This window comes from uncultured Porphyromonas sp., assembly GCF_938046015.1.
Lineage (GTDB): Bacteria > Bacteroidota > Bacteroidia > Bacteroidales > Porphyromonadaceae > Porphyromonas.
Map to the genome: position 1 here is coordinate 22,245 of NZ_CALIXW010000044.1, position 23,869 is coordinate 46,113.

General features: G+C 61.7%; 20 protein-coding genes and 1 tRNA gene. 8 read left to right on the forward strand and 13 right to left on the reverse strand.

Annotated elements, in window-relative coordinates:
• Position 1 precedes the first annotated feature (1 nt).
• From Q0248_RS05645 to Q0248_RS05655, 3 genes are read right to left on the reverse strand one after another with little or no spacing between them, the layout of a single operon-like run.
• Positions 2-538: a 5-formyltetrahydrofolate cyclo-ligase gene (locus Q0248_RS05645; protein WP_299320622.1), complete on the reverse strand. Its 537-nt coding sequence runs from the start codon at positions 536-538 to the stop codon at positions 2-4.
• Between the two features lie 19 nt (positions 539-557).
• The gene (locus tag Q0248_RS05650; RefSeq protein ID WP_299320623.1) at positions 558-2,228 is read right to left on the reverse strand and encodes a S41 family peptidase; all 1,671 of its coding nucleotides are present in this window, start codon (positions 2,226-2,228) and stop codon (positions 558-560) included.
• A 57-nt stretch (positions 2,229-2,285) separates the two neighbouring features.
• On the reverse strand, positions 2,286-2,741 hold the full coding sequence (locus tag Q0248_RS05655) for a dCMP deaminase family protein (RefSeq protein ID WP_299320753.1): 456 nt from the start codon (positions 2,739-2,741) through the stop codon (positions 2,286-2,288).
• 559 nt (positions 2,742-3,300) lie between these two features.
• Here Q0248_RS05655 and Q0248_RS05660 point away from each other — a divergent pair.
• Together Q0248_RS05660 and Q0248_RS05665 are read left to right on the forward strand one after the other, a co-directional pair.
• Positions 3,301-4,116, forward strand: a complete 816-nt coding sequence (locus Q0248_RS05660) for a purine nucleoside phosphorylase I, inosine and guanosine-specific (RefSeq protein ID WP_211789472.1) — start codon at positions 3,301-3,303, stop codon at positions 4,114-4,116.
• A 171-nt stretch (positions 4,117-4,287) separates the two neighbouring features.
• Positions 4,288-5,610: an acetyl-CoA hydrolase/transferase C-terminal domain-containing protein gene (locus Q0248_RS05665; protein WP_299320626.1), complete on the forward strand. Its 1,323-nt coding sequence runs from the start codon at positions 4,288-4,290 to the stop codon at positions 5,608-5,610.
• A 114-nt stretch (positions 5,611-5,724) separates the two neighbouring features.
• Here the strand turns inward: Q0248_RS05665 and Q0248_RS05670 are convergent, their stop codons facing one another.
• The 4 genes from Q0248_RS05670 to lpdA form a co-directional block, all read right to left on the reverse strand.
• On the reverse strand, positions 5,725-6,231 hold the full coding sequence (locus Q0248_RS05670) for a flavodoxin (RefSeq protein ID WP_299320627.1): 507 nt from the start codon (positions 6,229-6,231) through the stop codon (positions 5,725-5,727).
• 18 nt (positions 6,232-6,249) lie between these two features.
• A complete protein-coding gene (locus Q0248_RS05675) occupies positions 6,250-8,295 on the reverse strand; it encodes an alpha-ketoacid dehydrogenase subunit alpha/beta (protein ID WP_299320629.1) in 2,046 nt (681 codons plus the stop codon).
• A 6-nt stretch (positions 8,296-8,301) separates the two neighbouring features.
• Complete coding sequence (locus Q0248_RS05680; protein ID WP_299320630.1) at positions 8,302-9,600, reverse strand: dihydrolipoamide acetyltransferase family protein; 1,299 nt, start codon at positions 9,598-9,600, stop codon at positions 8,302-8,304.
• Positions 9,601-9,661: 61 nt separating this feature from the next.
• Positions 9,662-11,017 (reverse strand): dihydrolipoyl dehydrogenase, encoded by a 1,356-nt coding sequence (gene lpdA, locus Q0248_RS05685; RefSeq protein ID WP_299320632.1) that lies wholly within the window; start codon positions 11,015-11,017, stop codon positions 9,662-9,664.
• 615 nt (positions 11,018-11,632) lie between these two features.
• On the opposite strand from lpdA, the gene lepA reads away from it, so the two are divergent.
• Genes lepA through Q0248_RS05710 form a run of 5 tightly spaced genes read left to right on the forward strand, consistent with a single transcriptional unit; the run spans position 11,633 to position 17,038 of the window.
• Positions 11,633-13,420: a translation elongation factor 4 gene (lepA, locus tag Q0248_RS05690; RefSeq protein ID WP_299320633.1), complete on the forward strand. Its 1,788-nt coding sequence runs from the start codon at positions 11,633-11,635 to the stop codon at positions 13,418-13,420.
• Positions 13,421-13,444: 24 nt separating this feature from the next.
• Positions 13,445-15,016 carry a replicative DNA helicase gene (gene dnaB, locus Q0248_RS05695; RefSeq protein ID WP_299320635.1) on the forward strand — a complete coding sequence of 524 codons (1,572 nt, stop codon included), beginning with the start codon at positions 13,445-13,447 and terminating at the stop codon, positions 15,014-15,016.
• Positions 15,017-15,055: 39 nt separating this feature from the next.
• Positions 15,056-16,228 (forward strand): Xaa-Pro peptidase family protein, encoded by a 1,173-nt coding sequence (locus tag Q0248_RS05700; protein ID WP_299320636.1) that lies wholly within the window; start codon positions 15,056-15,058, stop codon positions 16,226-16,228.
• A 4-nt stretch (positions 16,229-16,232) separates the two neighbouring features.
• The gene (gene coaD, locus Q0248_RS05705; protein ID WP_299320638.1) at positions 16,233-16,700 is read left to right on the forward strand and encodes a pantetheine-phosphate adenylyltransferase; all 468 of its coding nucleotides are present in this window, start codon (positions 16,233-16,235) and stop codon (positions 16,698-16,700) included.
• Between the two features lie 2 nt (positions 16,701-16,702).
• Positions 16,703-17,038 carry a translation initiation factor gene (locus Q0248_RS05710; protein WP_299320639.1) on the forward strand — a complete coding sequence of 112 codons (336 nt, stop codon included), beginning with the start codon at positions 16,703-16,705 and terminating at the stop codon, positions 17,036-17,038.
• 142 nt (positions 17,039-17,180) lie between these two features.
• On the opposite strand, the gene Q0248_RS05715 is transcribed toward Q0248_RS05710, so the two are convergent.
• The 3 genes from Q0248_RS05715 to Q0248_RS05725 form a co-directional block, all read right to left on the reverse strand.
• Positions 17,181-17,254, reverse strand: a tRNA-Arg gene (locus Q0248_RS05715).
• A gap of 65 nt (positions 17,255-17,319) precedes the next feature.
• Positions 17,320-17,973: an MBL fold metallo-hydrolase gene (locus Q0248_RS05720; protein ID WP_299320641.1), complete on the reverse strand. Its 654-nt coding sequence runs from the start codon at positions 17,971-17,973 to the stop codon at positions 17,320-17,322.
• Positions 17,974-18,003: 30 nt separating this feature from the next.
• Positions 18,004-19,377, reverse strand: a complete 1,374-nt coding sequence (locus tag Q0248_RS05725; protein WP_299320642.1) for a DUF4476 domain-containing protein — start codon at positions 19,375-19,377, stop codon at positions 18,004-18,006.
• A 579-nt stretch (positions 19,378-19,956) separates the two neighbouring features.
• Here Q0248_RS05725 and gltA point away from each other — a divergent pair.
• On the forward strand, positions 19,957-21,456 hold the full coding sequence (gltA, locus tag Q0248_RS05730; RefSeq protein WP_299320644.1) for an NADPH-dependent glutamate synthase: 1,500 nt from the start codon (positions 19,957-19,959) through the stop codon (positions 21,454-21,456).
• 107 nt (positions 21,457-21,563) lie between these two features.
• On the opposite strand, the gene Q0248_RS05735 is transcribed toward gltA, so the two are convergent.
• The 3 genes from Q0248_RS05735 to cmk are packed head-to-tail and all read right to left on the reverse strand — an operon-like array spanning position 21,564 to position 23,845.
• Entirely contained in the window at positions 21,564-22,211 is a 648-nt protein-coding gene (locus Q0248_RS05735; protein WP_299320645.1) for a class I SAM-dependent methyltransferase, read from the reverse strand.
• On the reverse strand, positions 22,208-23,110 hold the full coding sequence (locus Q0248_RS05740; protein WP_299320647.1) for a 4-hydroxy-3-methylbut-2-enyl diphosphate reductase: 903 nt from the start codon (positions 23,108-23,110) through the stop codon (positions 22,208-22,210). Before Q0248_RS05740 ends, Q0248_RS05735 begins: the two co-directional genes overlap by 4 nt.
• 33 nt (positions 23,111-23,143) lie before the next feature.
• Positions 23,144-23,845 carry a (d)CMP kinase gene (gene cmk / locus Q0248_RS05745; protein WP_299320648.1) on the reverse strand — a complete coding sequence of 234 codons (702 nt, stop codon included), beginning with the start codon at positions 23,843-23,845 and terminating at the stop codon, positions 23,144-23,146.
• Positions 23,846-23,869 lie beyond the last annotated feature (24 nt).

The window sequence follows — 23,869 nt, forward strand, 5'->3', positions numbered from 1 at the left end:
GTTAGGGGTAAATCAATTCGTTCATCGGAAGATCCCAATCCTCGCGGGGGAGTCGGTCTACGCGCTCTATGCCGTAGCTGACCCCGATGCGATAGGCACCCGTCTGACTGAGGTAGCGGTCGTAGTAGCCCTTCCCGCGGCCGAGGCGGTATCCCTCGCGGTCGAAGGACAGGGCTGGGATGATCAGGAGCTCGAGCTCCTCGGGGGCTATGGGCTGCGCACCCTCTAGCTCGGGCTCCTCGAGACCGAAGTGCCGCGAGCGCTCCAGCTCCATTCCTGGGCTGTAGGGAAGGAACACGAGCTCCGTATCGGAGACGACGCGCGGGAGGTAGAGCTCCTTGCCCGATCGGGCCATCAGCGGGCTCAGGTCGGGCTCGTCAGGCAGCGCACGATACAGCCCCACACGCCGAGCGGCCTGCCAGCGGGGGTGCTGTGCGAGTTGCTTGACGATACTTGCGCTCCAGCGCTCACGCTCCTCAGCGGTGAGTAGCCTGCTGGCTGCACGTAGTCTCTGACGTAGCTCTTGCTTCGACTCCATGATATGGCGGGTGCGGTGCTTAGCTCTTCTTCGGCTTCCAGTCGGGCGACTCGAGGATCTCCAGCGCCTTGATCACCTCGGGATCACGCTCGTTGCGCAGCTCATAGAAGAGGTTCCTGTCCCCGCCGATGAGGTCTGCGATGAGCGCGATGAGATCACGCCGTAGGAGCGGTGCGCACTCCAGCAGCATCCCAGGACGCTGGGGTACGCCGTAGCGCTGCGCATAGACGGCGTAGCTGGAGACCAGCTGGTCACCTATGCTCTGCAGGTGCTTGTCGAGGGCGCTAGCGGTCTTGTACGCCAGGAGCTCCGTGCGGTGTGTGTCGGCGTAGCTAAAGGCGAAGCGCATCAGCGTCCCCGAGCGCATCAGCCGCACGTAGTAGGCATTGAGCCCCGTGCTATCGCGGGGGACGAAGATATCGGGCGTGATCCCGCCGCCGCCATAGACGACGCGTCCCATGCGGGTATAGTAGCGCGTCGTATCGGGACGCGAGACGCTGTCGGCCGAGAAGAGCTCGCCATGTAGGTAGCGCTCCTCGATGTCCTCGGCGTAGGCCTCCAGTCCCTTGGCATAGCTCTTCTGTATGCTACGCCCCGAGGGGGTGTAGTAGCGAGCTACAGTCAGGCGCAGCACGCTGCTATCCGAGAGGGTGAAGGGCACCTGGACGAGCCCCTTGCCGAAGGTGCGACGCCCTACAATGAGGGCGCGGTCTAGGTCCTGCATCGCGCCAGAGAAGATCTCGCTGGCGCTGGCGCTATTCTCATTCACGAGCACCGTCACGGGTGTCTGACGCAGACGCCCTGTGCGTGGGCTGGTGAAGTTCTCACGTGGGTAATGCGCCCCTTGGTTGTAGACGAGGAGATTGCCCTTGTCGAGGAACTCGCTGAGCAGCGTCGTAGCTGCCTGCAGGTAGCCCCCGCCGTTATCTCTAAGGTCGATCAAGATACGCTCTATCCCCTGGGCTGAGTGATCTGCCCAAGCCTGCTGGAACTCCTGAGGTGTCTGTGCCCCCCACTTATTGAGTCGCACGTAGAGCACGTGCGGACGTATCATATAGGCGGCATCGACGCTCGAGACGGGCACCGCACCGCGCACGACAGCGCTCTCGAAGGTCTTCGCCCCGCGCTTGATGAGCAGGCGCACGACGGTGTCCTCAGGGCCCTTCAGCGCCTTCATGATCTCCTCGGTGGTGATGGAGTCCTTGACGAGATTAGTGCTACCCGCCTTGAGGATGCGATCCCCAGGCTGCAGGCCAGCACGCTCACTCGGCCCTCCCTCGATGACACGGACGACGACGACGGTATCTAGCAGTGTATTGAACTGCACCCCTATCCCTGCGAAGGAGCCCTCGAGTCCCTCCGTCTCCTGGCGATTGGCCTCCGCATTGAGATAGACCGAGTGCGGGTCGAGCTGGGAGAGGATGAGAGGAAGGGCCTGCTCCTGCAGGCTATCGAAGTCTACCGAATCGACATAGTAGCGCTCTATGAGCCCGTAGATCGTCCCGAGCTTACCGAGGCCAGCGGAGGAGCGACCTAGACCTAGGTACACTCCCGTGAAGATGCCCCCGAGGAAGAGGAGGCAGATGATCGTGATGTAGGCGAGCCAGCGCAGGAGGCGTCCCCCCTTGGACTTGGGGGTTGGAGCCTCGGGCTGGGAGGGCTGGGTGTTTGCTTCCTTGAATTCTTGCATACCCTTATATATACGGTGTATTATTTATCGGTCGTGTGTGTCCTCGGGCGGGGAGACCTAGGCCTCGTCCTCGAGCGGGATATAGTCCACCTGGATACCCGCACGCTCCAGCAGATCGATCCCGTCACGCAGACGGTACTCTATGCTGTAGACGACACGGACGATATGGCTCTGGATGATGAGCTTGGCGCACTCGATACAGGGGGCATCGGTGACGTAGACGGTAGCACCTATGCTGCTCTGAGTACTGCTGGCGAGCTTGGTAATAGCGTTGGCCTCGGCATGGAGCACATAGTGCTTGGTCAGTCCAGCCTCATCCTCACAGACGTTCTCGAATCCCACGGGCGTGCCGTTGTAGCCGTCCGAGATGATGCTCTTATCCTTGACGATCAGGGCGCCGACCTTGCGGCGCTCGCAGTAGGAGTTCTCCGCCCAGATCTTAGCCATACGCAGATAGCGTCGGTCGAGTGCGAGCTGCTTATCTTCCTGTTCCTTGGTGCTGCTTACTCCCATCATTAGAATACTGCTTAATAAGTCTTTCCGCAAAGATACGGCTTTTGGCCGTTCGGGGGGACGCTCCAGCGCCCGAGCGATACGACGAAGGAGCCCTTGAAGCGCGGGGCGACTAGAGCACAAAGCTCGAGAGTTAGCTCTGAGGCCTCCTAAGGGATATCAGTGGGCGCGCTGAGGGACGTCCATCAAGGGGCTGAGGGATATCAGTCAGCCAGCTGAGGGATGTCCCTCAGAGCGGCTAGACGAGGCTACCAGCTCGCTCCGCCACTTCTTGCCCTTCGCTGAAGGACTTAGGCTAAGCCACCACAGCCCGCTACGCAGCCCGCCTTAGCCCTGCCCAACCGGGGCTGCGACTTCGCCTCTCCCTAGGCTGAGCTAGAGGGAAGAGCTCGGGCGAAGGACACATCTTCTAGGGGGCGAGGCTAAGGAGCGGCGAGCCGAAGCGTCAGGGTAAGTGCAGGTAAGTGGGGGATTTAGTATATTTGCTACGGCCTTGGGGTCTGTAAGAGGCAGCCCCAGCAGCCGAAGTAACTCACAGCAAGAGACACATTAGAACGATATGCTTGACAACCACTACCACGAGGCAGCCAACTACCTAGCCTCACGCCTCCCTAAGGACATCAAGACCGCTATCATCCTCGGCAGTGGCCTGGGTAAGCTCGGCGAGATGCTCCAGCAGCCTACCGTCATCCCCTACAGCCAGATCCCTCACTTCCCCCACTCTACCGCCATCGGGCATAAGGGGAACCTCATCGCAGGGACGCTCTCTGGCGTACCCGTGCTGTGCATGCAGGGACGCTTCCACTACTACGAAGGCTACCCCATGGAGCAGGTGACCTTCCCCATCCGCGTGATGAAGCTCCTCGGCATCGAGAACCTTCTGGTATCGAATGCTGCTGGCGGGATCAACAAGAACTTCCGCGTCGGAGACCTGATGATCATCCGCGATCACATCAACAACCTACCCAACCCACTGATCGGGCCCAACGCAGAGATGTTTGGCCCCCGCTTCCCCGACATGACGCGCGCCTACGACCGCGAGTTCATCACCAAGGCTAAGGCCATCACCCAGGAGCTCGGCATCCCCACGCACGAAGGGGTCTACGTCGGGCTGACGGGGCCCTCCTATGAGACGCCAGCCGAATATACCTTCTGGAGTCAGGTCGGTGGCGATGCCATCGGGATGAGCACTGTACCCGAGGTGATCGTAGCCCGCCATGCAGACATCCGCGTCTTCGGGATGTCGGTCATCACCAACGAGGGCTGGCACTTCGACGACGACTTCGTCAACGACGGCGAGGACGTCATCCGCGCTGCCAACGCGGCCTCCGAGCGTATGGGACGTATCTTCAGCGAACTCGTCCGCCAGCTCTAAGGCTCTTACGCCAAGCACACTATACGAGGGGCTCCTACCGCACTAGCACGGTAGGAGCCCCTCGCGCTTAGCCTCCGAAAGCGGAGACGCTAGGCCCATCGCAGGGAGTCACTTCGGGCAGATAATTTCTTGCGCAGAATATGTATATTTGTGTACCAACATAAAGGCACGATGAGACAGCTCAAGCATGACTCCTTGGACTGGAAGTCCTACTACACTACACACACGACGACAGCTCGTGCTGCCGTCCGCGCAGCCGTCCACGACGGCGCCCACCTCGTCTTCGGCCACGCCGTAGCAGCCCCCGAATCTATTGCTGAGGCGCTCTTCCTCGAGCGCGAGCACTTCCGCGACCTTACGATCTTCCACATGCTCTACTTCGCTACCCCCTGGCACCTACGCCCGGAGATGGGGGGGCATGCGCGCGGCCGGCTTAACTTCCTGGACAAGCACAGCCGCCCCGTAGTGCGCGAGGGACGGGCTGACTTCGTCCCCTGCCACTTCCATGAGGTGCCTCGCCTCTTCCGCGAGGGGCTCTATCCCGTAGACATCGCCGCCGTACAGCTTAGCCCGCCCAACGCCGAGGGCTACTGCTCGCTGGGCGTCTCCTGCGACTATACCAAGGCTGCCATCGAGGAGGCCAAGGTCATCATCGCCGAGGTCAACGAGCAGATGCCCTTCATCGCGGGGGACAACCTCGTACACGTCACCGAGCTCGACTACATCATCCCCGTCGACCGCCCGCTCACCGAGATCCCACAGCCTGAGATCGGGGAGGTAGAGCGGCGCATAGGCGAGGTCTGTGCCGCACTCATCCATGATGGTGACACCCTGCAGATCGGGATAGGCGCCATCCCCGACGCCGTACTGCAGTGCCTGGGGGACCGCAAGGACCTAGGGCTACACACCGAGATGTTCACCGACGGAGTGATGCACATGATGCGCCGCGGGGTGATCACGGGCGCACGCAAGACGCTACACCCCCGCAAGGTCGTCAGCTCCATCGTCATGGGCTCGCGCGAGCTCTACGACTTCGTCCATCAGCACCCCGACATCGAGCTCTACCCCGTGGACTACACCAATGATCCCTACATCATCGGGCAGAATGAGAACTTCGTCTCCATCAACTCCTGCCTCGAGATCGACCTCTGCGGACAGGTAGCCAGTGAGGCCATAGGGCAGGATCAGTTCAGCGGTACGGGCGGGCAGGTGGACTACCTCCGCGGTGTCCGCCGTGCGAAGAACGGGCGCTCCATCCTAGCCTTCACCTCGACAGCCAAGGGCGGGACAGTCTCCCGCATCGTCCCCACGCTCAGCGCTGGCGCCACCGTCACCTCGGGACGCAACGAGGTGGACTACATCGCCACAGAGTACGGTGCGGTGCGCCTGCAGGGGCTGACGCTGCGCGAGCGTGCCCTGGCACTGATCAGTATCGCCCACCCCGACTTCCGCGAAGCTCTACTGGAGAGCATACATCAGCGCTTCCCCCAGTAAAGCCCGCCCCGAGCTGCCCGACGGCTCGGCCAAGGCAGACCTTGCCCCCCCCAAAAGCAGCGCGGCACGGAGACCAAGATCTCCGTGCCGCGCTCTTATTTAGCTAGCTAGGGCTTAGCCTGCGAAGGCGACCTTGAGCTGCTCCAGCCAAGCGGCAAGGCGCTGGTCGGTCAGCTCGGGCTGATTCGTAGGATCCAGCACGAGGCCAAGGAAGCGACCATCGCGCTCAGCTACCGAATGCTCGTAGCTATAGCCCTCGGTTGAGGTCTTCCCGACGATCGTAGCCCCCAGCTCCTCCATATAGGAGGCGAGGAGCCCTACACCATCAGCGAAGCTCACGGGATAGTGCTGCTGATCGCCGAGGCCATAGACGGCTACCTTCCGCCCCGAGAGGTCGGCATCCTCCAGCTCGGGGAGGAACTCATCCCAGCTGTCGGGCAGCTCGCCGTCGAAGTAGGTCGGCGTGCCGAGGATGAAGAGCTCGTACTTCATCCAGTCCTCGAGGCGCGTCGTATCAGGGTCGAGGTAGACCACCTCCGAGCCCCAGGCGGCAGCGATGCGCTCCCCGAGCTCAGCGGTCTGTGCTGTGTGCTGGCTGTACACCAGTGCTACAGTCTTCATATACTCTAGTTTATTGGTTTAGTACTCGATAAGCTCCTTGGCTGCGGCGTAGATCTTCTCCTCGCTGGGGAGCGTCGTCAGCTCGAAGCACTTGTGGAAGCCCACGGGCGTGCCCAGTGACCCGACACGATATACGGGCGCATCTAGGTCACGGAAGGCCTTCTTGGCGATCGAGGCCGCCAGCTCAGCACCAAAGCCGCCGAAGACGCGGTCCTCGTGGACGATCAGCACCTTGGAGGTCTTCTTGATGGAGGCGTAGACCGTCTCCTCATCCCAGGGCGAGAGGGAGCGTAGGTCGATTACCTCTACGCTCTTACCCAGGTCACGCTGGATCTGCTCGGCCACGTGGAGCGATAGGAGCAGCGTATTACCGTAGGTGACGAGCGTGATGTCCGAGCCCTCACGGCGGATACGTGCCTTACCGAAGGGCACCTCGAAGTCCTCGGGGATGACGGCTGCAGCCTCAGTATTGTTGTACTGTCCCTTGGGCTCCATGAAGACCGTCACCCCACGCGAGCGCATCGCTGTACGTAGCAGTCCTGCGGCGTCATCGGCAAAGCAGGGGTAGACGACACGCGCCCCAGGGAAGGTGGTCAGCACCGCCTCGATATTCTGCGAGTGGTAGAGCCCGCCCTGGATGTAGCCCCCAGAGGCCAGGCGGATGGTGATGTTGGGAGAGAACTGCCCATTGCTGCGCCAGTACTCGTGCGTGCAGTTGACGAACTGCTCCATCGCTGGCCAGAAGTAGTCAGCGAACTCTGCCCCCTCGATGACCACGCGGATCTTGTCGCTAAAGCGGCTCATCCCGTTAGCCGTACCGACGATGTAGTCCTCCGCGATCGGGGCGTTGAAGACACGCTTGTGCCCGAACTCCTGCAGCATCCCCTTGGTCACATTGAAGACACCGCCCTTGTCCTTATTCGCCACGTCCTGCCCCCAGATGAAGGTATCGGGGTTGTGACGGAACTCCTGCTTGAGCGTCTTATTGATCGCCTGCACCAGCGTCAGCTCCTCACCCGTGCCGTCGGGGATCCCTGAGCCGTACTTGTCGCCTGGGTAAGCCTCGCCAATGACGTAGTCCATGACGGTGTCACTCGTGGGGTCGGGCGCCTGCAGGGCTTTGCGATTGGCTACCTTGAGCTCCTCGCGCGCCTCGGCCTCGATCTGCTGGAGCTCCTCCTCGGTAAAGCGCTCGTAGCGGAGCAGCATGCGGCGGAACTTAGGCAGCGGGTCGGCCGCCTTAGCTCGGTCGAGCTCCTCCTGATCGCGGTAGAGGGTGTGCTTATCCGAATTGGAGTGCGCCCCGATGCGTACGCAGGAGGCGGTGACGACGACAGGCGTACGATGCTCTACGGCGTATTCGCGCGCTGCCGCCATGGTGTTCATGGAGTCGAAGACGTCCTTACCGTCGCAGAAGAGTACCTTGAGGTGACGGATGCCAGCGTAGTTCTGCCCTACGCGTGGGTTCGCCGTCTGCTCATGCGTAGGTACGGAGATGCCGTAGCCATTGCTCTGCAGGACGAAAATCACGGGCAGACGCTCTCGGGCGGCGCCGTTGATCGCCTCGTAGACGTAGCCCTCAGAGGCCGAGGACTCCCCATGGGAGGCGATGGCACAGCCGTCGACCTTGTAGTAGTCCAGGGCACGCGCCAGACCCACAGCCTGGGAGTCGTGCGCCGCGACGCAGGAGGAGATGTTGTGTATGCCCCACTCTACCTTGGCGTAGTGGTCGGACATGTGGCGGCCCCCACTGGTGGGGTCGGTCGCCTTGGAGATACCATTGAGGATCATCTCCTCAGCCGTCATCCCTGCCGAGAGGGCAGCGGTGAGGTCTCGGTAGTAGAGGAAGAGGTGGTCCTTACCCCGCTGGAAGGTCTGCCCTATGGCCAGCTGGATCCCATCGTGCCCTGCGTTGGAGGCGTGGAACTGCCAGCCGATGGACTGGAGGAGATAGCTAGGGGCCTTCTCATCCAATAGACGTCCTAGGTAGAGGAGGTAGTACCAGCGACGGAGGGTCTCCTTGTCCGTCTTCTTGATCCCGTATCTTTTCTTTACTGCGTTCATAGGGCTCTAGTCTTGCTTCCAGTCCTCGAGGTGCTGTGCTATGGCGTGTAGGAAGGCACCGCCTAGCATACCATCGATGATACGATGGTCAAAGGACAGGGAGAGATAAATCTTGTGGCGGATAGCGATGACATCGCCTGCCTCGGTCTCGAGGATGCTGGGCTCCTTCTCGATCGCCCCAATGCCGAGGATGGCCACCTCGGGCTGGTTGATGATGGGCGTACCGAAGAGCGTGTGCGAGGCGCCATAGTTGGAGATGGTGAAGGTGCTGCCCGTCATCTCGTCTGGGCTCAGCTTGCCCTGGCGGCTCTTGGCCGCAAGGAGGCTCACCTGCTCGGCGATACCGGAGCGGCTCAGCTTGTCTGCATCACGCACCACGGGCACTACGAGGTTGCCATCAGGCAGTGCTACGGCCATACCCACATGGATGTGCTTGCGCTCGATGATGTTGTAGCCATCGACGGCGGCGTTGATGCGGGGGAAGTCCTTGAGCGCCTTGGCCACAGCCTCGATGAAGGGCGTCATATAGGTCAGAGCCACGCCCTCACGCTGCTTGAACTCGTCCTTGTGTGCCTCACGCCACTTCACGAGGTTCGTGATGTCGACCTTGATGAAGCTCGTCACATGGGGCGCTACCTGCACGGACTGCACCATACGATCGGCGATGATGCGACGGATGGGATCCATGGGGATGACCTTGTCCTCGGGCCCTACGCTGACGGCAGGAGCGCTGACGGCGGGGCGTGCAGGCGCTGCAGCAGCTGCCGCGGGCTGCGCGGCACGGGGCTGCGGAGCGGGAGCGCCCTTCTGCTGCTCGATGTAGCGGGTGATATCGGCCTTGCTGACGCGCCCGCCGAAGCCCGTCCCCGAGATCTTGTCGAGCTCGTCCTGACTTACCTTGGCCTTCTTCGCCAGCTCCAGGACAACGGGCGAATACCAGCGCTCGATGCTCCCCTTGGTGAGCGTCTGCTCGACGACGGGGCTCGCTGAGGGCTGCACGCTCGCTTCTGGAGCGGGGCTAGCTGCGGCGGCAGGAGCCGCTGCGGGCTCTGCGGTAGCACCAGCTGCGGTATCGATGACTAGGAGCACCTGCCCCACGGGGACCGTCTCGCCCTCCGTATAATTGATCTGCACGACCTTCCCTGCCACGGGCGAGGGGACGGAGGCAGCGGTCTTTGCCGAGGTGACCTCAAAGAGTTCGTCATCCTCCTGGACGAGGTCCCCGACCTTGGCATGGATGACGGTGATGGTACACTCGGTGACGCTCTCCCCAGTCTTGGGGATCTTGATGTCGAATGTAGGCATAGCTTAGTTCTATTGTCTTGCGTGTGTTGTTTGCTTGAATGAAGTGGCCGAAGGCCGCGCCCTAGGAGAGCAGCACCTCGTGCAGAATCTCCCCGACCGTAGGATGCGGGAAGACGTGGCGGCGGAAGTCCTCGACGCTCGTACCGTCGGCGATGGCGATGCCCGCCAGGAGGATCAGTTCGCTGGCAGGCGTGCCGAGGATGTGGCAGCCAAGGATGCGCTCATTCTCATCCACCAGCACCTTGCACAGGCCAGGTGCCTGTCCCTGCTCTACGACATAGCGACCAGCGTAGGCCATGGGGAGCTTGAGCGTGCGGTAGTAGCGCCCCTCAGCCTGCAGCTGCTCCTCGGTGGCGCCGACCCCTGCCAGCTCGGGATGCGTATATACAACGCCTGGGATGGCATCGTAGCGCATAGGATGACCCGCCCCCGAGACGATATGCTCGATGGCTACCTCCCCCTCACGGATGGCGGTATGTGCCAGCAGGGAGAAGCCCGTGAGGTCACCCACGGCGTAGACCTGAGGGTGCGAGGTCTGCATGTACTCATTGACGACGACGGCAGCGCGATTCTGCTGGATCGCTAGGCTCTCGAGGCCGAGGCCTGCGCTAAGCGGTCGGCGACCTACGCTCAGCAGGATCTGGCTGGCGGCGATGAGCTCCCGCTCGCCCTTCTTTGTCTCGATGGTGACGCCCTCAGGCGATACCTCTACGACCTTGCTCTCGAGGTGGAACTTCACCCCGCGCTTCTTGAAGAGCTTGCGCAGCGTCCCTGAGGTCTCCTTGTCCATAGCCCCGAGGATCTCGGGTGCCATCTCGATGACGGTCACGGGCACCCCTAGGCTAGCATAGACATCAGCGAACTCCATGCCGATGACGCCGCCACCGATGATGGCGATGTCCTTCGGGAGTTCGGTCGCAGCCAGTGCCTCACGGCTCGTCCAGTAGCTGACGCCATCCAGACCCGGGATGGGTGGGATGACGGTCTCGCTCCCCGTAGCGAGCAGGACGTAGCGCACTAGGTAGGTCTCCGTATCGGTGGCGACACGGATCAGCTCCCCCTCCCGCCCCTCGAGGCGTGCGGAGGCGGGGACGACCGTCACCCCATGCTGCTTCATTTTGTAGGCTACGCCCGAGGTGAGGGTCTTGACGACCTCGTCCTTGTGGGCCGCGATGCGGCTATAGTCGGCCTTCACTGAGCCCTCGAGCTCTATCCCGAGGGCAGCACTAGAGGCTACATCGTGGTAGAGGTGCGCTGCGTGCAGGAGGCTCTTGGTGGGGATACAGCCTTCGTTGAGACAGACGCCCCCCAGCGTAGCACGCTCGAAGAGGACAACCTGAAGACCCTGATCTGAGGCCTGAGCCGCAGCATTATAGCCTGCTGGTCCACCGCCAATAATCGCTATGTCGAAGTTCATGATGCTTGTACACTTAGGTATGTTAATGTACCCAAAGGTACGTTTTTTTTACCCAAGAAGCAGTGCGTCCCGTTCCTTGGCTTAGGGAGGGCTCGCTCCCACGGCGCTAGGGGCTTTGGAGCGACCTTGCTAAAGGCATCCGGACAAGGGCTTCACTCCCCTAGACTTAGAGCTCCTGTGGCCTTAGCTTGGCGCCCGTCCGAGCTAAGGGGAGGCGCGGGCTCTGCGAAGCCTTGCCGAGCTGAAGGATAAGGGAGACCGAGGATTTTTATATTACTTTTCGGGAAAAGTTATATTACTTCTCAGCAATTATTATATATATTCGGCGGAAAGTAATATTACTTTTCCCAGAATATTATATCATATTTCGCCCTAAGCCACTGCTCGGAGCTCAGCGAGACCTAAGGGGGAGCTCCAAGCGACCAAGCAGAGAGCCTAGGCAGCAGCTCGGGAGGAGCACTGGGCAAGGGGGCAGGGAGTGCCTCACAAGGCAGAAGGGCATCCAGGCGCAGCTCCTCCCGAGCGAAGCGGCACGAGGACCAGCGCAGCCCCCAAGGCCTCCCCCGCAGCGCGCCACGCTACAGCTCGTATCTTAGTCGTATCTTTGCAGCCAAGATGAAGCATATACGCAACTTTTGTATCATAGCCCATATTGATCATGGGAAGAGCACGCTGGCAGACCGCCTCCTAGAGATGACGCAGACCGTCTCGGGCAAGGACCTACAGGACCAGGTGCTTGATAATATGGATCTCGAGCGCGAGCGCGGGATCACCATCAAGAGCCACGCCATCCAGATGAACTACTGCCTGGACGGGCAGGACTATGTCCTCAACCTCATCGACACCCCAGGGCACGTGGACTTCTCCTACGAGGTCTCCCGCTCCATCGCCGCCTGTGAGGGTGCGCTACTCATCGTCGATGCAGCTCAGGGCATCCAGGCACAGACCATCTCCAACCTCTATATGGCACTCGAGCACGACCTCGAGATCATCCCTATAATAAATAAGGTAGACCTCCCCAGCGCTATGCCCGAGGAGGTCGAGGACCAGATCATCGAGCTCCTCGGCTGCAAGCGTGAGGAGATCATACGCGCCAGCGGCAAGACGGGCCTCGGCGTCGAGGATATCCTCCGCGCGATCGTGGAGCGCGTCCCAGCACCCGTTGGCGACCCCGAGGGACCGCTGCAGTGCTTGATCTTCGACTCGGTCTTCAATCCCTTCCGCGGGATCATCGCCTACTTCAAGGTCGTCAATGGCTCCATCCGCAAGGGCGACCACGTCAAGTTCATCGCCACGGGCAAGGAGTACGACGCCGATGAGATCGGGGTACTCCGCCTCGACATGGAGCCGCGCTCTGTCGTCAGCACGGGCGACGTAGGCTACATCATCTCGGGCATCAAGACCAGTAAGGAGGTCAAGGTCGGGGATACCATCACGCACGTCACGGGCGGCGCGAGCGAGGCCATCGCGGGCTTCGAGGAGGTCAAGCCTATGGTCTTTGCAGGGCTCTACCCCATCGAGAGTGAGGACTTCGAGAACCTGCGCGCCTCGCTGGAGAAGCTGCAGCTCAACGACGCCTCACTGACCTTCCAGCCCGAGAGCTCCATAGCGCTAGGCTTCGGCTTCCGCTGTGGCTTTCTCGGTCTCCTACACATGGAGATCATCCAGGAGCGCCTCGACCGCGAGTTCGGGATGAATGTCATCACCACGGTGCCCAACGTGTCCTATAAGGTCTACGATAAGAAGGGCGGCGTGCACGAGGTGCACAACCCCTCGGGCCTACCCGACATCACGACCATAGACCATATCGAGGAGCCCTACATCCGCGCCTCGGTCATCACGAACACAGCCTACATCGGGCCCATCATGACGCTCTGCCTCGGCAAGCGCGGGCAGCTGATCAAGCAGGAGTACATCTCGGGCGACCGCATCGAGATCTTCTTCGACCTGCCGCTCGGGGAGATCGTCATCGACTTCTACGACAAGCTGAAGAGCGTCTCCAAGGGCTATGCCTCCTTCGACTACCACATCAGCGACTTCCGCCCCTCCCGCCTAGTGAAGCTCGACATCCTGCTCAACGGCGACCCCGTGGATGCCCTCTCGACGCTGACACACGTGGATAATAGCGTGGCCTTCGGGCGCCGCATGTGTGAGAAGCTCAAGGAGCTCATCCCGCGCCAGCAGTTCGACATCGCCATCCAGGCAGCCATCGGCGCCAAGGTCATCGCCCGCGAGACCATCAAGGCCGTGCGTAAGGACGTGACGGCCAAGTGCTACGGCGGTGACGTCTCCCGTAAGCGTAAGCTCCTGGAGAAGCAGAAGGAAGGGAAAAAGCGCATGAAGCAGATCGGTACCGTCGAGGTGCCACAGAAGGCCTTCCTCGCTGTCCTCAAGCTCGACTAAGGATCAGATAAAGCACCAGCTAAGATGCCAGCACCCAGCCAGCCCAAGGTAGCTCGGAAGCGCCCCACCACAGTGGCGCCGCTCGAGCTCGACGGGCGTATCCCGCCCCAGGACCTAGCCATCGAGGAGGCTGTCCTCGGGGCGCTCCTCCTCGAGAAGGACGCCTACCCGCGCGTCAGCGAGCTACTCCGCCCCGAGACCTTCTACCTGCACACTCACGAGCTCGTATATACGGCCATGACGCAGCTAGCTATGGAGCAGAAGCCCATAGATATGCTGACCGTCATCGAGGAGCTGCGCCGCATGGAGGTACTGGAGGAGGTCGGCGGCCAGGCCTTCATCGCGGGGCTCTCGACCAAGATGCTCTCGACCTCGAGCCTCGAGGCGCATGCCGAGATCCTCGCGGACAAGGCCCTCAGCCGTAGCCTCATCGGCATGGCCTCCCAGACGCTCAAGGATGCCTTCGACGACGTCGTGGCGGTCAAGGAGCAGGTACAGCGCGCCGAGGCTAGCCTCTTCGAGCTGTCGCGCGACGAGAAGAAGGGAGACTTCGAGCCCATACGTCCGCTGGTCAAGAACGCCATCGAGGAGATCCAGATCGCGGCCAATAGGACGGAGGGGATCAGCGGGCTCTCGACGGGCTTCCCCAAGATCGACGAGATGACCTCAGGCTGGCAGAACTCCGACCTCATCATCATCGCGGCGCGTCCTGCCATGGGTAAGACGGCCTTCGTCGTCTCTATGGCGCGCTACATGGCCGTAGACCAAGGGATCCCCGTAGCGCTCTTCAACCTCGAGATGAGCTCCGTGCAGCTCGTCAAGCGCTTCCTGTCCAACGTCTGCGAGATCGATGGGCAGAAGATCAAGAGCGGACGTCTAGACGACGTCGAATGGGCACGACTGAATAACCGCATGGCAGGGCTCGAGGCTGCGCCACTCTACATCAACGACACGCCCTCGCTCTCGGTCTTCGAGCTGCGCACCAAGGCGCGTCGCCTCGTGAGCCAGCATCAGGTCAAGCTGATCATCATCGACTACCTCCAGCTGATGAATGCCAGCGGGATGAGCTTCGGCAACCGTGAGCAGGAGGTCAGTACCATATCGCGCTCACTGAAGATGCTGGCCAAGGAGCTGAACATACCCATCATCGCCCTCTCCCAGCTCAACCGCGGCGTGGAGAACCGCCAGCAGGGCGGCGACGCTAATAGCAAGCGCCCGCAGCTCTCTGACCTCCGTGAGTCGGGGGCGATCGAACAGGACGCCGACATCGTGTGCTTCATCCACCGCCCCGAGTACTACAAGATCACCGTAGACAGCGAGACGGGCGAGTCGCTCAAGGGCGTCGGCGAGTTCATCATCGCCAAGCATCGTAACGGGCCCGTCGGTGAGGTACGCCTCGCCTTCAAGTCCGACTACGCCCGCTTCTCCCCTCTGGAGGACCTGCAGCCAGGTGCTGAGGCCGATGCCACCCGCCCGACGACCTCGCTCTCTGGTCGTAGCCTCACGGCAGCACCAGCGGCAGCAGCACCGTCTGCCCCAGCCTTCGACCCGCTCGCCCCAGATAATAACTTCCCTGGCGGCCAAGTACCCTTCTAGCCCCGCCGCCCCTTTACCCCTCCCTAGGTTCACCATCCCATGCTCCACCCCGACTATCTGCTACGCCAGCAGCGCCTCCAGAGCTACATGCAGGAGGCAGGCATCGACGCCCTCGTGCTTAGCTCCAATGTCGCCCTACTCTATGTCTACGGCCAGGTCTTCGCTGGGCTAGCAGTACTACTTCAGCAGGGTGAGGCGCACTACTTCGTACGCCGCCCGCAGACACAGCCTGAGACCAGCCAGCTCCACCACATCCGCAAGATCGAGCAGCTCCCCGAGTGGCTCGACCTCAAGCCCCTTCGGCGCGTCGCCCTCGAGCAGGACGAGCAGAGCTATAGCGACGTACAGCGCATGGCGCGCATCTTCGAGGGAGCAGAGATTATCAACGCCACGCCGCTGCTGCGCCGTGCCCGCATGGTCAAGACGCCCCTAGAGCTCGAGCAGCTTCGCCAGTGCGCAGCGCGACACGTCGAGGTCTACCGCGAAGTCCCGAAGGTCTATCGTGAGGGGATGACGGACAGAGACCTGCAGATCGAGCTGGAGCGTGTGATGCGCCAGCATGGATCGGTGGGGCTCTTCCGCTGCTTCGGCTCGGCGATGGAGATCTTCATGGGCAGCCTGCTGGCAGGGGACAATGCGGGCACCGCCTCGCCCTATGACTTCGCCCTCGGAGGTGCTGGGACTACGGCGCTGCCTCTAGGGGCTAACGGGACGCCCCTCACCGAAGGCACCGCGGTGATGGTCGACATGGCGGGCAACTACGGCGTCTATTACTCTGACCTGACGCGTACCTATTCCGTCGGCCAGCTTCCTGCCGAGGCCTACCGCCTGCACGAGCTGAGCCTCCAGCTGCACCGTGAGGTCATGCAGACAGCAGGCCCAGGCAGCTCCTGCGCCGAGCTCTACACGCGCTCGCTGGAGCGTGTCACGGCCGCAGGTGCTGCGGACTACTTCATGGGGACGGAGCTGCAGGCACAGTTCGTCGGGCATGGGATTGGACTTCAGATCAATGAGCTGCCCGTGCTCACTCCACGCAGCCGCGACGTCCTAGAGCCTGGGATGGTCATTGCCTTCGAGCCGAAGTTCGTCCTCCCTGGGGTCGGCGCCGTAGGGATAGAGAATAGCTACCTCGTCACGGAGACAGGCGTCGAGAACCTCACGCCTGCCCCCGAGGAGATCATCGACCTACGCACGGGTCTCCCCCACGCCTAGTCCTATGAAGCGCATAGCCCTCTACGCTGGCTCCTTCGACCCCTTCACACGGGGTCATGCCGATATCGTCAGCCGCGGCCTCGCTCTATTCGATGAGGTCATCGTCGCCATCGGGACGAACGAAGCCAAGCGCAACCTCTACACCGCCGAGCAGCGCCAGCAGCAGATCAGCCGCTACTATGCTGACCAGCCCCGCGTCCGTATCGTCGTATATACGGGGCTGACGGTGACGCTCGCTCAGGAGCTCGGAGCGCACGTCCTGCTGAGGGGCGTACGCAGTAGCACCGATATGGAGTACGAGCGCACGCTGGCCGACCTCAACCGCCATATCGCCGATATGGAGACCGTCCTATTGCCCGCCTCGCAGCGCCTGACCCATATCAGCTCCTCCGTCGTCCGCGAGCTCCTCCACTACGGGGCCGACGTCTCGGCCTTCCTCCCCGAGGGCTTCGTCCTTGATCCCATCGTCTAGGTATGGCTGACTGGAAAGACCGACTGGGCGTGCTCTACAGCACGAACCCCGACTTCGAATACACGACCGAGCAGGTCGAGGAGCCCGATACACTCGAGCCTGCACGCCAAGAGCTGCGCATCAGCCTGAGCAAGAAGCAGCGCGGCGGCAAGGAGGTGACGCTCATCACGGGCTTTGTCGGGCGCGAGGAAGACCTTGCTGAGCTCGGCCGTCTCCTACGCCAGCGCTGTGGTGTCGGTGGCTCGGCTAAGGACGGCGAGATCCTCATCCAGGGCGACCAGCGTACCAAGCTCCGCAGCCTCCTCCCCTCCCTCGGCTACACCCGCACTAAGGGCTAAGACCTCGCGAGCTCGCCCAGCGAGCAGCGCAAATATAAAAGGCTATCCCCCTCCCAGCCTGCCTCGGGCAGCTTGGGAGGGGGATAGCCTTTTACTTAGGGTACTTGCCGCTCCTCATCGGAGCCTCGGCAGGCAATCTCGGTGACTCAGGAGGGACTCAAACCCTCGACCTTCAGAACCGGAATCTGACGCTCTATTCAACTAAGCTACTGAGCCATGCGCGACTAGGAGAGAGCCCCTAGTGACAGCGCTGCAAAGATACGAATATTCGCCCGTCTATCCTAGCGGAGGAAGCTATTATGACGGCGTTCGTGCCCGATCGTCGTCTCGGGGCCATGTCCACTGAAAACGATGGTCTCATCAGGTAGTGGCATGTACTGCGCCTTGATGGCAGCCAGCAGCTGGTCATAGTCGCCGTACCAGAAGTCCGTGCGGCCTATCGTGCCGAGCAGCAGCGTATCCCCGGAGAGCAGAATCCCCGAGTCAGCCGCGTAGAAGGCGATATGCCCTGGGGCATGCCCTGGCACGAAGAGCACACGTAGCGTCTCCCCCCTGAACTGGATCGTATCGTCCTGCTCGACGAGCGTATAGCGGCTCTCTGGGACGTCCTCCAGCGGCAGTGGGATGCCGTAGCCCTTGAGCTGGTCGGAGGGCAGCGGGAGCTTCTCGAAGTCTATACGATTGGCGTAGGCTGCGAGCCCAGGCCAGGTACGCAGCACATAGGCAGCGCCCCACACGTGGTCAAAGTGCTGATGGGTGCACAGCAGGAGCTTGGGCTCGAGGCCCTGCTCCTCGATGAAGTCCTTGAGCTGGTCCTCCTCTGAGTGACGCATGCAGCCTGGGTCGACGATAGCGGCCTCACGGCTCGCCTCATCGTAGAGGACGTAGGTATTCTCTTGTACGGGTCCGAAGGTGAATTGCTTAATCTTGAGCATGATGTAGTGATGGGCTAGGGCGCGGTGCTCCTATCGGCTACGATAGCCGAGGATCTGACGCGCGCGCTCCTTAGCGCTGGAGAAGGTGAAGAGGTCGACGAGCTGATGGGCGTTGAAGGCATCACGCAGGCGCGGAGCCAAGGCCTCCAGCACCGTGAGCTTGTCGTCGTCCCAGGTGAAGAGCTTCAGCACACGTGCAGCCTGATCCGTGGTGAAGTAATTGCGACGCGCGGCGTCCTGAATGAAGCGGATCTTATCTTCCTTGAAGGGCTTGCGCTGGATATCGCGGATGAATTCGGCGAAGGCCTCCTCCGCACGCTGCGCCTCCTCCCGTCCATAGTCGCCCCCAGGAGGAATCGGAACTGATGGAGGGCAGGACTTAAGGATCTTGCGTGCACGAGCCTTATCATCGTCCCAGGTGAAGAGGTCGACAATCCGATGAGCATTAAAGCTATCACGTATGCGTGGAGCTAGGATCGTAAGTACCTTAAACTTCTCATCGTCCCAGGAGAAGAGGCTCAGAACGCGTATGGTCTGCTCTGTGGTGAAGTAGTTGCGCTGCGCTACATCCCGAATGAGACGGAACTTATCCTCGTCGAAGGGCTTGCGCTGGATATCGCGGATGAACTCATCGAAGCCCTCCTCTGCTCGCTGTGATCCCTCCCGTCCATAGCCGCCCCCAGGAGGAATCGGAACTGATGGAGGGCAGGACTGAAGGATCTTGCGTGCACGAGCCTTATCATCGTCCCAGGTGAAGAGGTCGATGATCCGATGAGCATTGAAGCTATCACGTATGCGTGGGGCTAGGATCCTAAGTACCTTAAACTTTTCGTCATCCCAGGAGAAGAGTCTCAGGACGCGTATGGTCTGCTCTGTAGTGAAGTAGTTGCGCTGCGCTACATCCCGAATGAGGCGGAACTTATCCTCGTCGAAGGGCTTACTCTGAATATCGCGGATGAACTGCGAGAAGGCCTCCTCCGCACGGCGCTCCTGCTCGGCCTCGTAGCCTCCCCTTGGGTATCCTCCCCCGGGATAAGTTCCCTCGGGATAGCCGCTGCCAGGGTAGCCACCACCCTGCTGGGGACGGCTCGGATAGGGCGTGCGATCGGGGAAGCGATCGACCTCCCTGTGGTTGTCCATACGCGTGACTCGCCCCTCGTAGAAGGTGATCTGCGTGACATAGATCGCGCCCCCTACATCACTGCGGCGATACTCCCACAGCTCGCTACCATCCGCGGCGAGGCTGCGGGTGTCGGGGCGTCCCATAACCTGCGTGACTTGCTCGCGGCTCATACCACGCTCTATACGCTCGATCCCACGCTGCGGCTCGAGCATCGCCGCGATGCCGCAGGAGCTAAGCCCGAGTACCAAGGCTAGTGGGAGAAGTCTGATGAACTGCTTCATACTGGTAGCTTAACTAAGTGTCGGGGCGGGCAGAGCGCCCTCGGCGTCTCCCCTACCCCTTTGATTCCTTAACGCCAAAGATACGAGGAATCATACAATTCCTAGGCCGCGAGCCGGAGCAAGGAGCCCCAGAGAGGAGCTCCAGCAGCTACTCAGCTCGCGGAGCTGCAGCCCCTATACCCTATCCCCCTAGTCCTCAAGCTCCGTGACCGATATCCCTCAGCGCTGCCACTGACGCCCCTCAGCCTCCTGACTGATATCCATCGGCGGGCTGAGGGATATCCGTCAGCAGGCTCCCTCCTAGGAGCAGCTCCGCGCGCCTAGGCTGCGGGTAGCTTCGGGGGATTGCTCGGCTTTACTTATATTTGTTCTTGCTACTCCGAAGCACTTAGATGGTATACACCTTGATGCAGCTCTGTAGATCGCGCATTCTACCGATAGATCTCGAGGGGACTTCCCTGTACGCTAGGCTCAGCAGGCCCAGCGCGCCTCCCCCTACGCTACGCTCTGCCCGAGAGGGGCGGCCTAGCGAGCTGGCACAGCCCATCCCGCCGAGGAGCTAAGTAGCATCAGCCCACTATGACAAGAGAAGAATTGATCAAGGAGCGCCGCGCCCAGCCCTGGCGTGCCGAGCTACGCAAGGCGAGTCCCAATAAAGAACGTATCACCGCACCCCGCACCCCTATGCCGACGCTCGGCCTCGGGGAGCGGCTCAGCTCCTTCCACCACGAGGTCGCTCTAGGCTATACGGCCGAGCTGGCCATGGAGGAGGCACGTCGCTGCCTCGACTGCCCTAACCCAGGCTGCGTCTCGGGCTGCCCCGTGGGGATCCATATCCCCTCCTTCATCAAGCTCATCGAGCGGGGGGAGTTCGTCGACGCCCTAGGGATCATCCGCGAGACCAGCAGCCTGCCCGCCGTCTGTGGGCGTGTCTGCCCGCAGGAGAAGCAGTGCGAGAGCCAGTGCATCTACACGCTGAGTCTCAAGAAGCCTGCCGTCTCCATCGGCAACCTCGAGCGCTTCGTCGCCGACTACGAGCGCCTGCACCCCGAGGAGGCTAAGCCCTTAGCCCCGCCTATGCCCCCCAATGGCCTACGTGTCGCCGTCATCGGCAGCGGGCCCGCGGGAATCTCCTTCGCCACCGATATGGCCAAGTGGGGCTATGAGGTGACGGTCTACGAGGGCGCCGAAGAGCTGGGGGGAGTCCTACGCTACGGGATCCCAGAGTTCGTCCTGCCCAATAACATTATCGAGCACGAGCTGGCGAAGCTCCGCCAGCTGGGCGTGCACTTCGTCACTAGCACCTATGTCGGGCAGGACGTCACCGTGCAGCAGCTCCAGGAAGAGGGCTTCGCAGGGATCTTCGTCGCTACGGGCGCTGGCGTGCCCAACTTCATGCACGTCCCAGGCGAAGACCTCAAGGGCATCCACTCCGCCAGCGACTATCTGGCGCGCCTGAACATGATGAGCCCCGAGGAGATCGCCGAGGAGAAGCGAGGCTATGCAGGCAAGCGCGTGGCCATCATCGGAGCGGGGAATACCGCCATCGATGCCGTACGCTCCGCTCTGCGCCTCGGTGCCGCGGAGGTGATGATCGTCTACCGCCGCAGCCGTGAGGAGATGCCCGCCCGTGCCGAGGAGCTCCACCATGCCGAGGAGGAGGGGACACGCTTCCTGACGCTGCACAATCCCATCGCCTACCTCGCCGACGACTCGGGGCACGTCGCCCGCATGCGCCTGCAGCAGATGCAGCTCGGCGAGCCCGATGCGAGTGGACGCCGCAGCCCCCAGCCCATAGAGGGCGCCATCGTGGAGCTCGAGGTCGATGAGGTCATCGTGAGCATAGGCTACTCCGCCAGCCCGCTCGTACCGCAGTCGCTGCCCGAGCTCTCAGTCTCCCGCTCGGGGACCATCGTCGTCGATGAGGAGCAGCGCAGCTCCATCCCCACGATCTATGCTGGGGGTGACATCGTACGCGGACCCGCGACTGTGATCCTTGCCATGGGCGACGGACGCCGCGCCGCCACCGCCATGCACCGCTCGCTGACGGGACGCACCGAGCTGGGCGCCTTGGTCTAAGGCCTCCCCTAGCCTAGCCCACCTAAGCAAAAGCCCCAAGCAGCACGCCCCGCTAAGCCTAGATGCTTAGCGGGGCGTGCTGCTTGGGGCTCGGTGAGGGGAAGGCGCTACTTCTTGTAGATGATGCTCAGCCCATCACGTAGGGGGAGGATGAGGTTCTCCACGCGCGGATCCTCCTGCACGTGGCGGTTGAAGGACAGGATGCTCTGCGTCTGGGCATCCGTCGGCAGTGGGTCGGCGATGACCTTGCCATCCCAGAGCGTATTATCGGCTAGGATGATAGCACCACTAGGTAGGTGTGGCAGGATGAGCTCGTAGTAGTCGAGGTACTGGCGCTTGTTGGCATCGATGTAGACGAGGTCGAAGGCGTAGCGCTCCACCAGCTCGGGCAGCAGCTCGAGGGCATCGCCCAGGTGCAGCTTAATCCGCTCACCCCAGGGCGCCTCAGCGATGAAGCCGCGGATGAAGTCCTCCATCTCATCGTCCGACTCTATGGTGTGCACCTCTCCATCAGGGGGTAGCACCTCGGCCATGCAGTGCGCCGCATAGCCCGTATAGGTACCGAGCTCGAGGACATAGCAAGCGCCCTTCATGCGACAGAGCATCTGCAAGAGGCCTCCCTGCAGCTGTCCCGAGAGCATGCGCGCCCTGAGGAGCTGCACATGCGCCTGTCGGGCGAGCCGCTGCCGCAGCTCGCTCTCGGGCGTCGTATGCGCTAGGATATAGTCCTCGAGACGCTGCTCTAGGAGCGTCATGCCTGCGTGGTGGAGCTAGGCATACCGAGGAGCTCGCGTATGCGTGCTGCTACCTCCTCCATCTGCCACATAGGTGTGGAGGTGGCACCACAGATGCCGATGCTGGTGGGCAGAGGCTGTAGCATATCAGCCGTCAGCTCGTCGGGAGAGGAGACGAAGATGCTGCGCTCGTTGCCCTTGAGGCAGTAGCTGAAGAGCACCTTACCATTGGAGCTCTTCGCCCCAGCGACGAAGAAGACTAGCTCGTGCTGCGAGGCGAAGTCCTGGATATGCGGCATACGATTGGACACCTGGCGACAGATCGAGTCCTGATACTCGAAGCGAGCCCCCTCCTGCATACGATCGCGCAGCGTGTCGATCAGCTCGAGGAAGCCCGTCAGCGACTGCGTCGTCTGGGAGAAGAGCGCCACGTGACGCGCGAAGTCGATCTGCTCGACATCCTCGGGGTACTGCACGATGATGGCCTTGCCCTCCGTCTGCCCGACCAGGCCATTAACCTCAGCGTGTCCCTTCTTGCCATAGATGACGATCTGGCCCCCGATGGGATCCAGCTCGACGAACTTCTTGCGCACCTTCTTCTGCAGCGCCAGCACCACAGGGCAGGTGGCATCGACGAGCTCGATATTGCGCTCGCGTGCCATCTGATAGATCGCAGGCGCCTCCCCATGCGCACGGAAGAGGACGCGCTTGCCCTCTAGCTGGCGGAAGGTGTCGTAGTCGATCGTCTGCATGCCCTTGGCCTGCAGGCGGTCGACCTCCTGGCTGTTGTGGACGATGTCGCCGAGGCAGTAGAGCTCCTTCTTGTCCTTCTCGAGCTGCTGCTCGGCATGCTTGACAGCGTTGATGACGCCGAAGCAAAAGCCCGACTGCTGGTCTATCTCTATCGTGGGGTAGGTCATATCTAGATGTTGATGGGATGATGTAGGCAGCGACTACCCTCTACGGGCAAGCGCAGCCTGGTAATAGGAATGTAGCAGGGCGTCCTGCTCGGGGATGGTAAGGTGGGAGTTGTCCAGTACCAGTGCATCGGGCGCCTGGATGAGCGGTGCCACCTCGCGGTGGGTGTCGATATAGTCACGCTCCTGCAGGTTCGCCAGCACCTCCTCCATGGTGATGATATGGTCACCCTTGCTGCGCAGCTCTGCCAGACGACGCTCCGCACGCACCTGGGGATCGGCCGTGACGAAAACCTTGAGTTCGGCATCAGGGAAGACGGCCGTACCGATGTCACGGCCATCCATGACGATGCCCTTATGCCGCCCCATCTCCTGCTGCTGTGCGGTCAGGAAGCTGCGCACGAAGCCGAGGGCGGCCACAGGGCTCACCTGCGAGGCGACCTCCATAGAGCGGATGGCCTGCTCGACACGCTCGCCATTGAGGTAGAGCTCGGGGCGGGGACTCTGCTCCGCCAGGCGGAAGGCCAGCTCGAGGTCACCCAGCGAACGCTCCAGCGACGAGGCGTCGATGAGGCCATTCTCGATGAAGCCCTTACGTATGGCCCAGAGGGTGACGCCGCGGTACATGGCCCCCGTGTCTACATAGATATAGCCGATGGCCTCGGCCAGCGTGCGTGCCATGGAGCTCTTGCCACAGGAGCTGTAGCCGTCGATGGCTACGATGATCTTATCCTTCATTGATTCTAATAGCTTGTTGGTCTT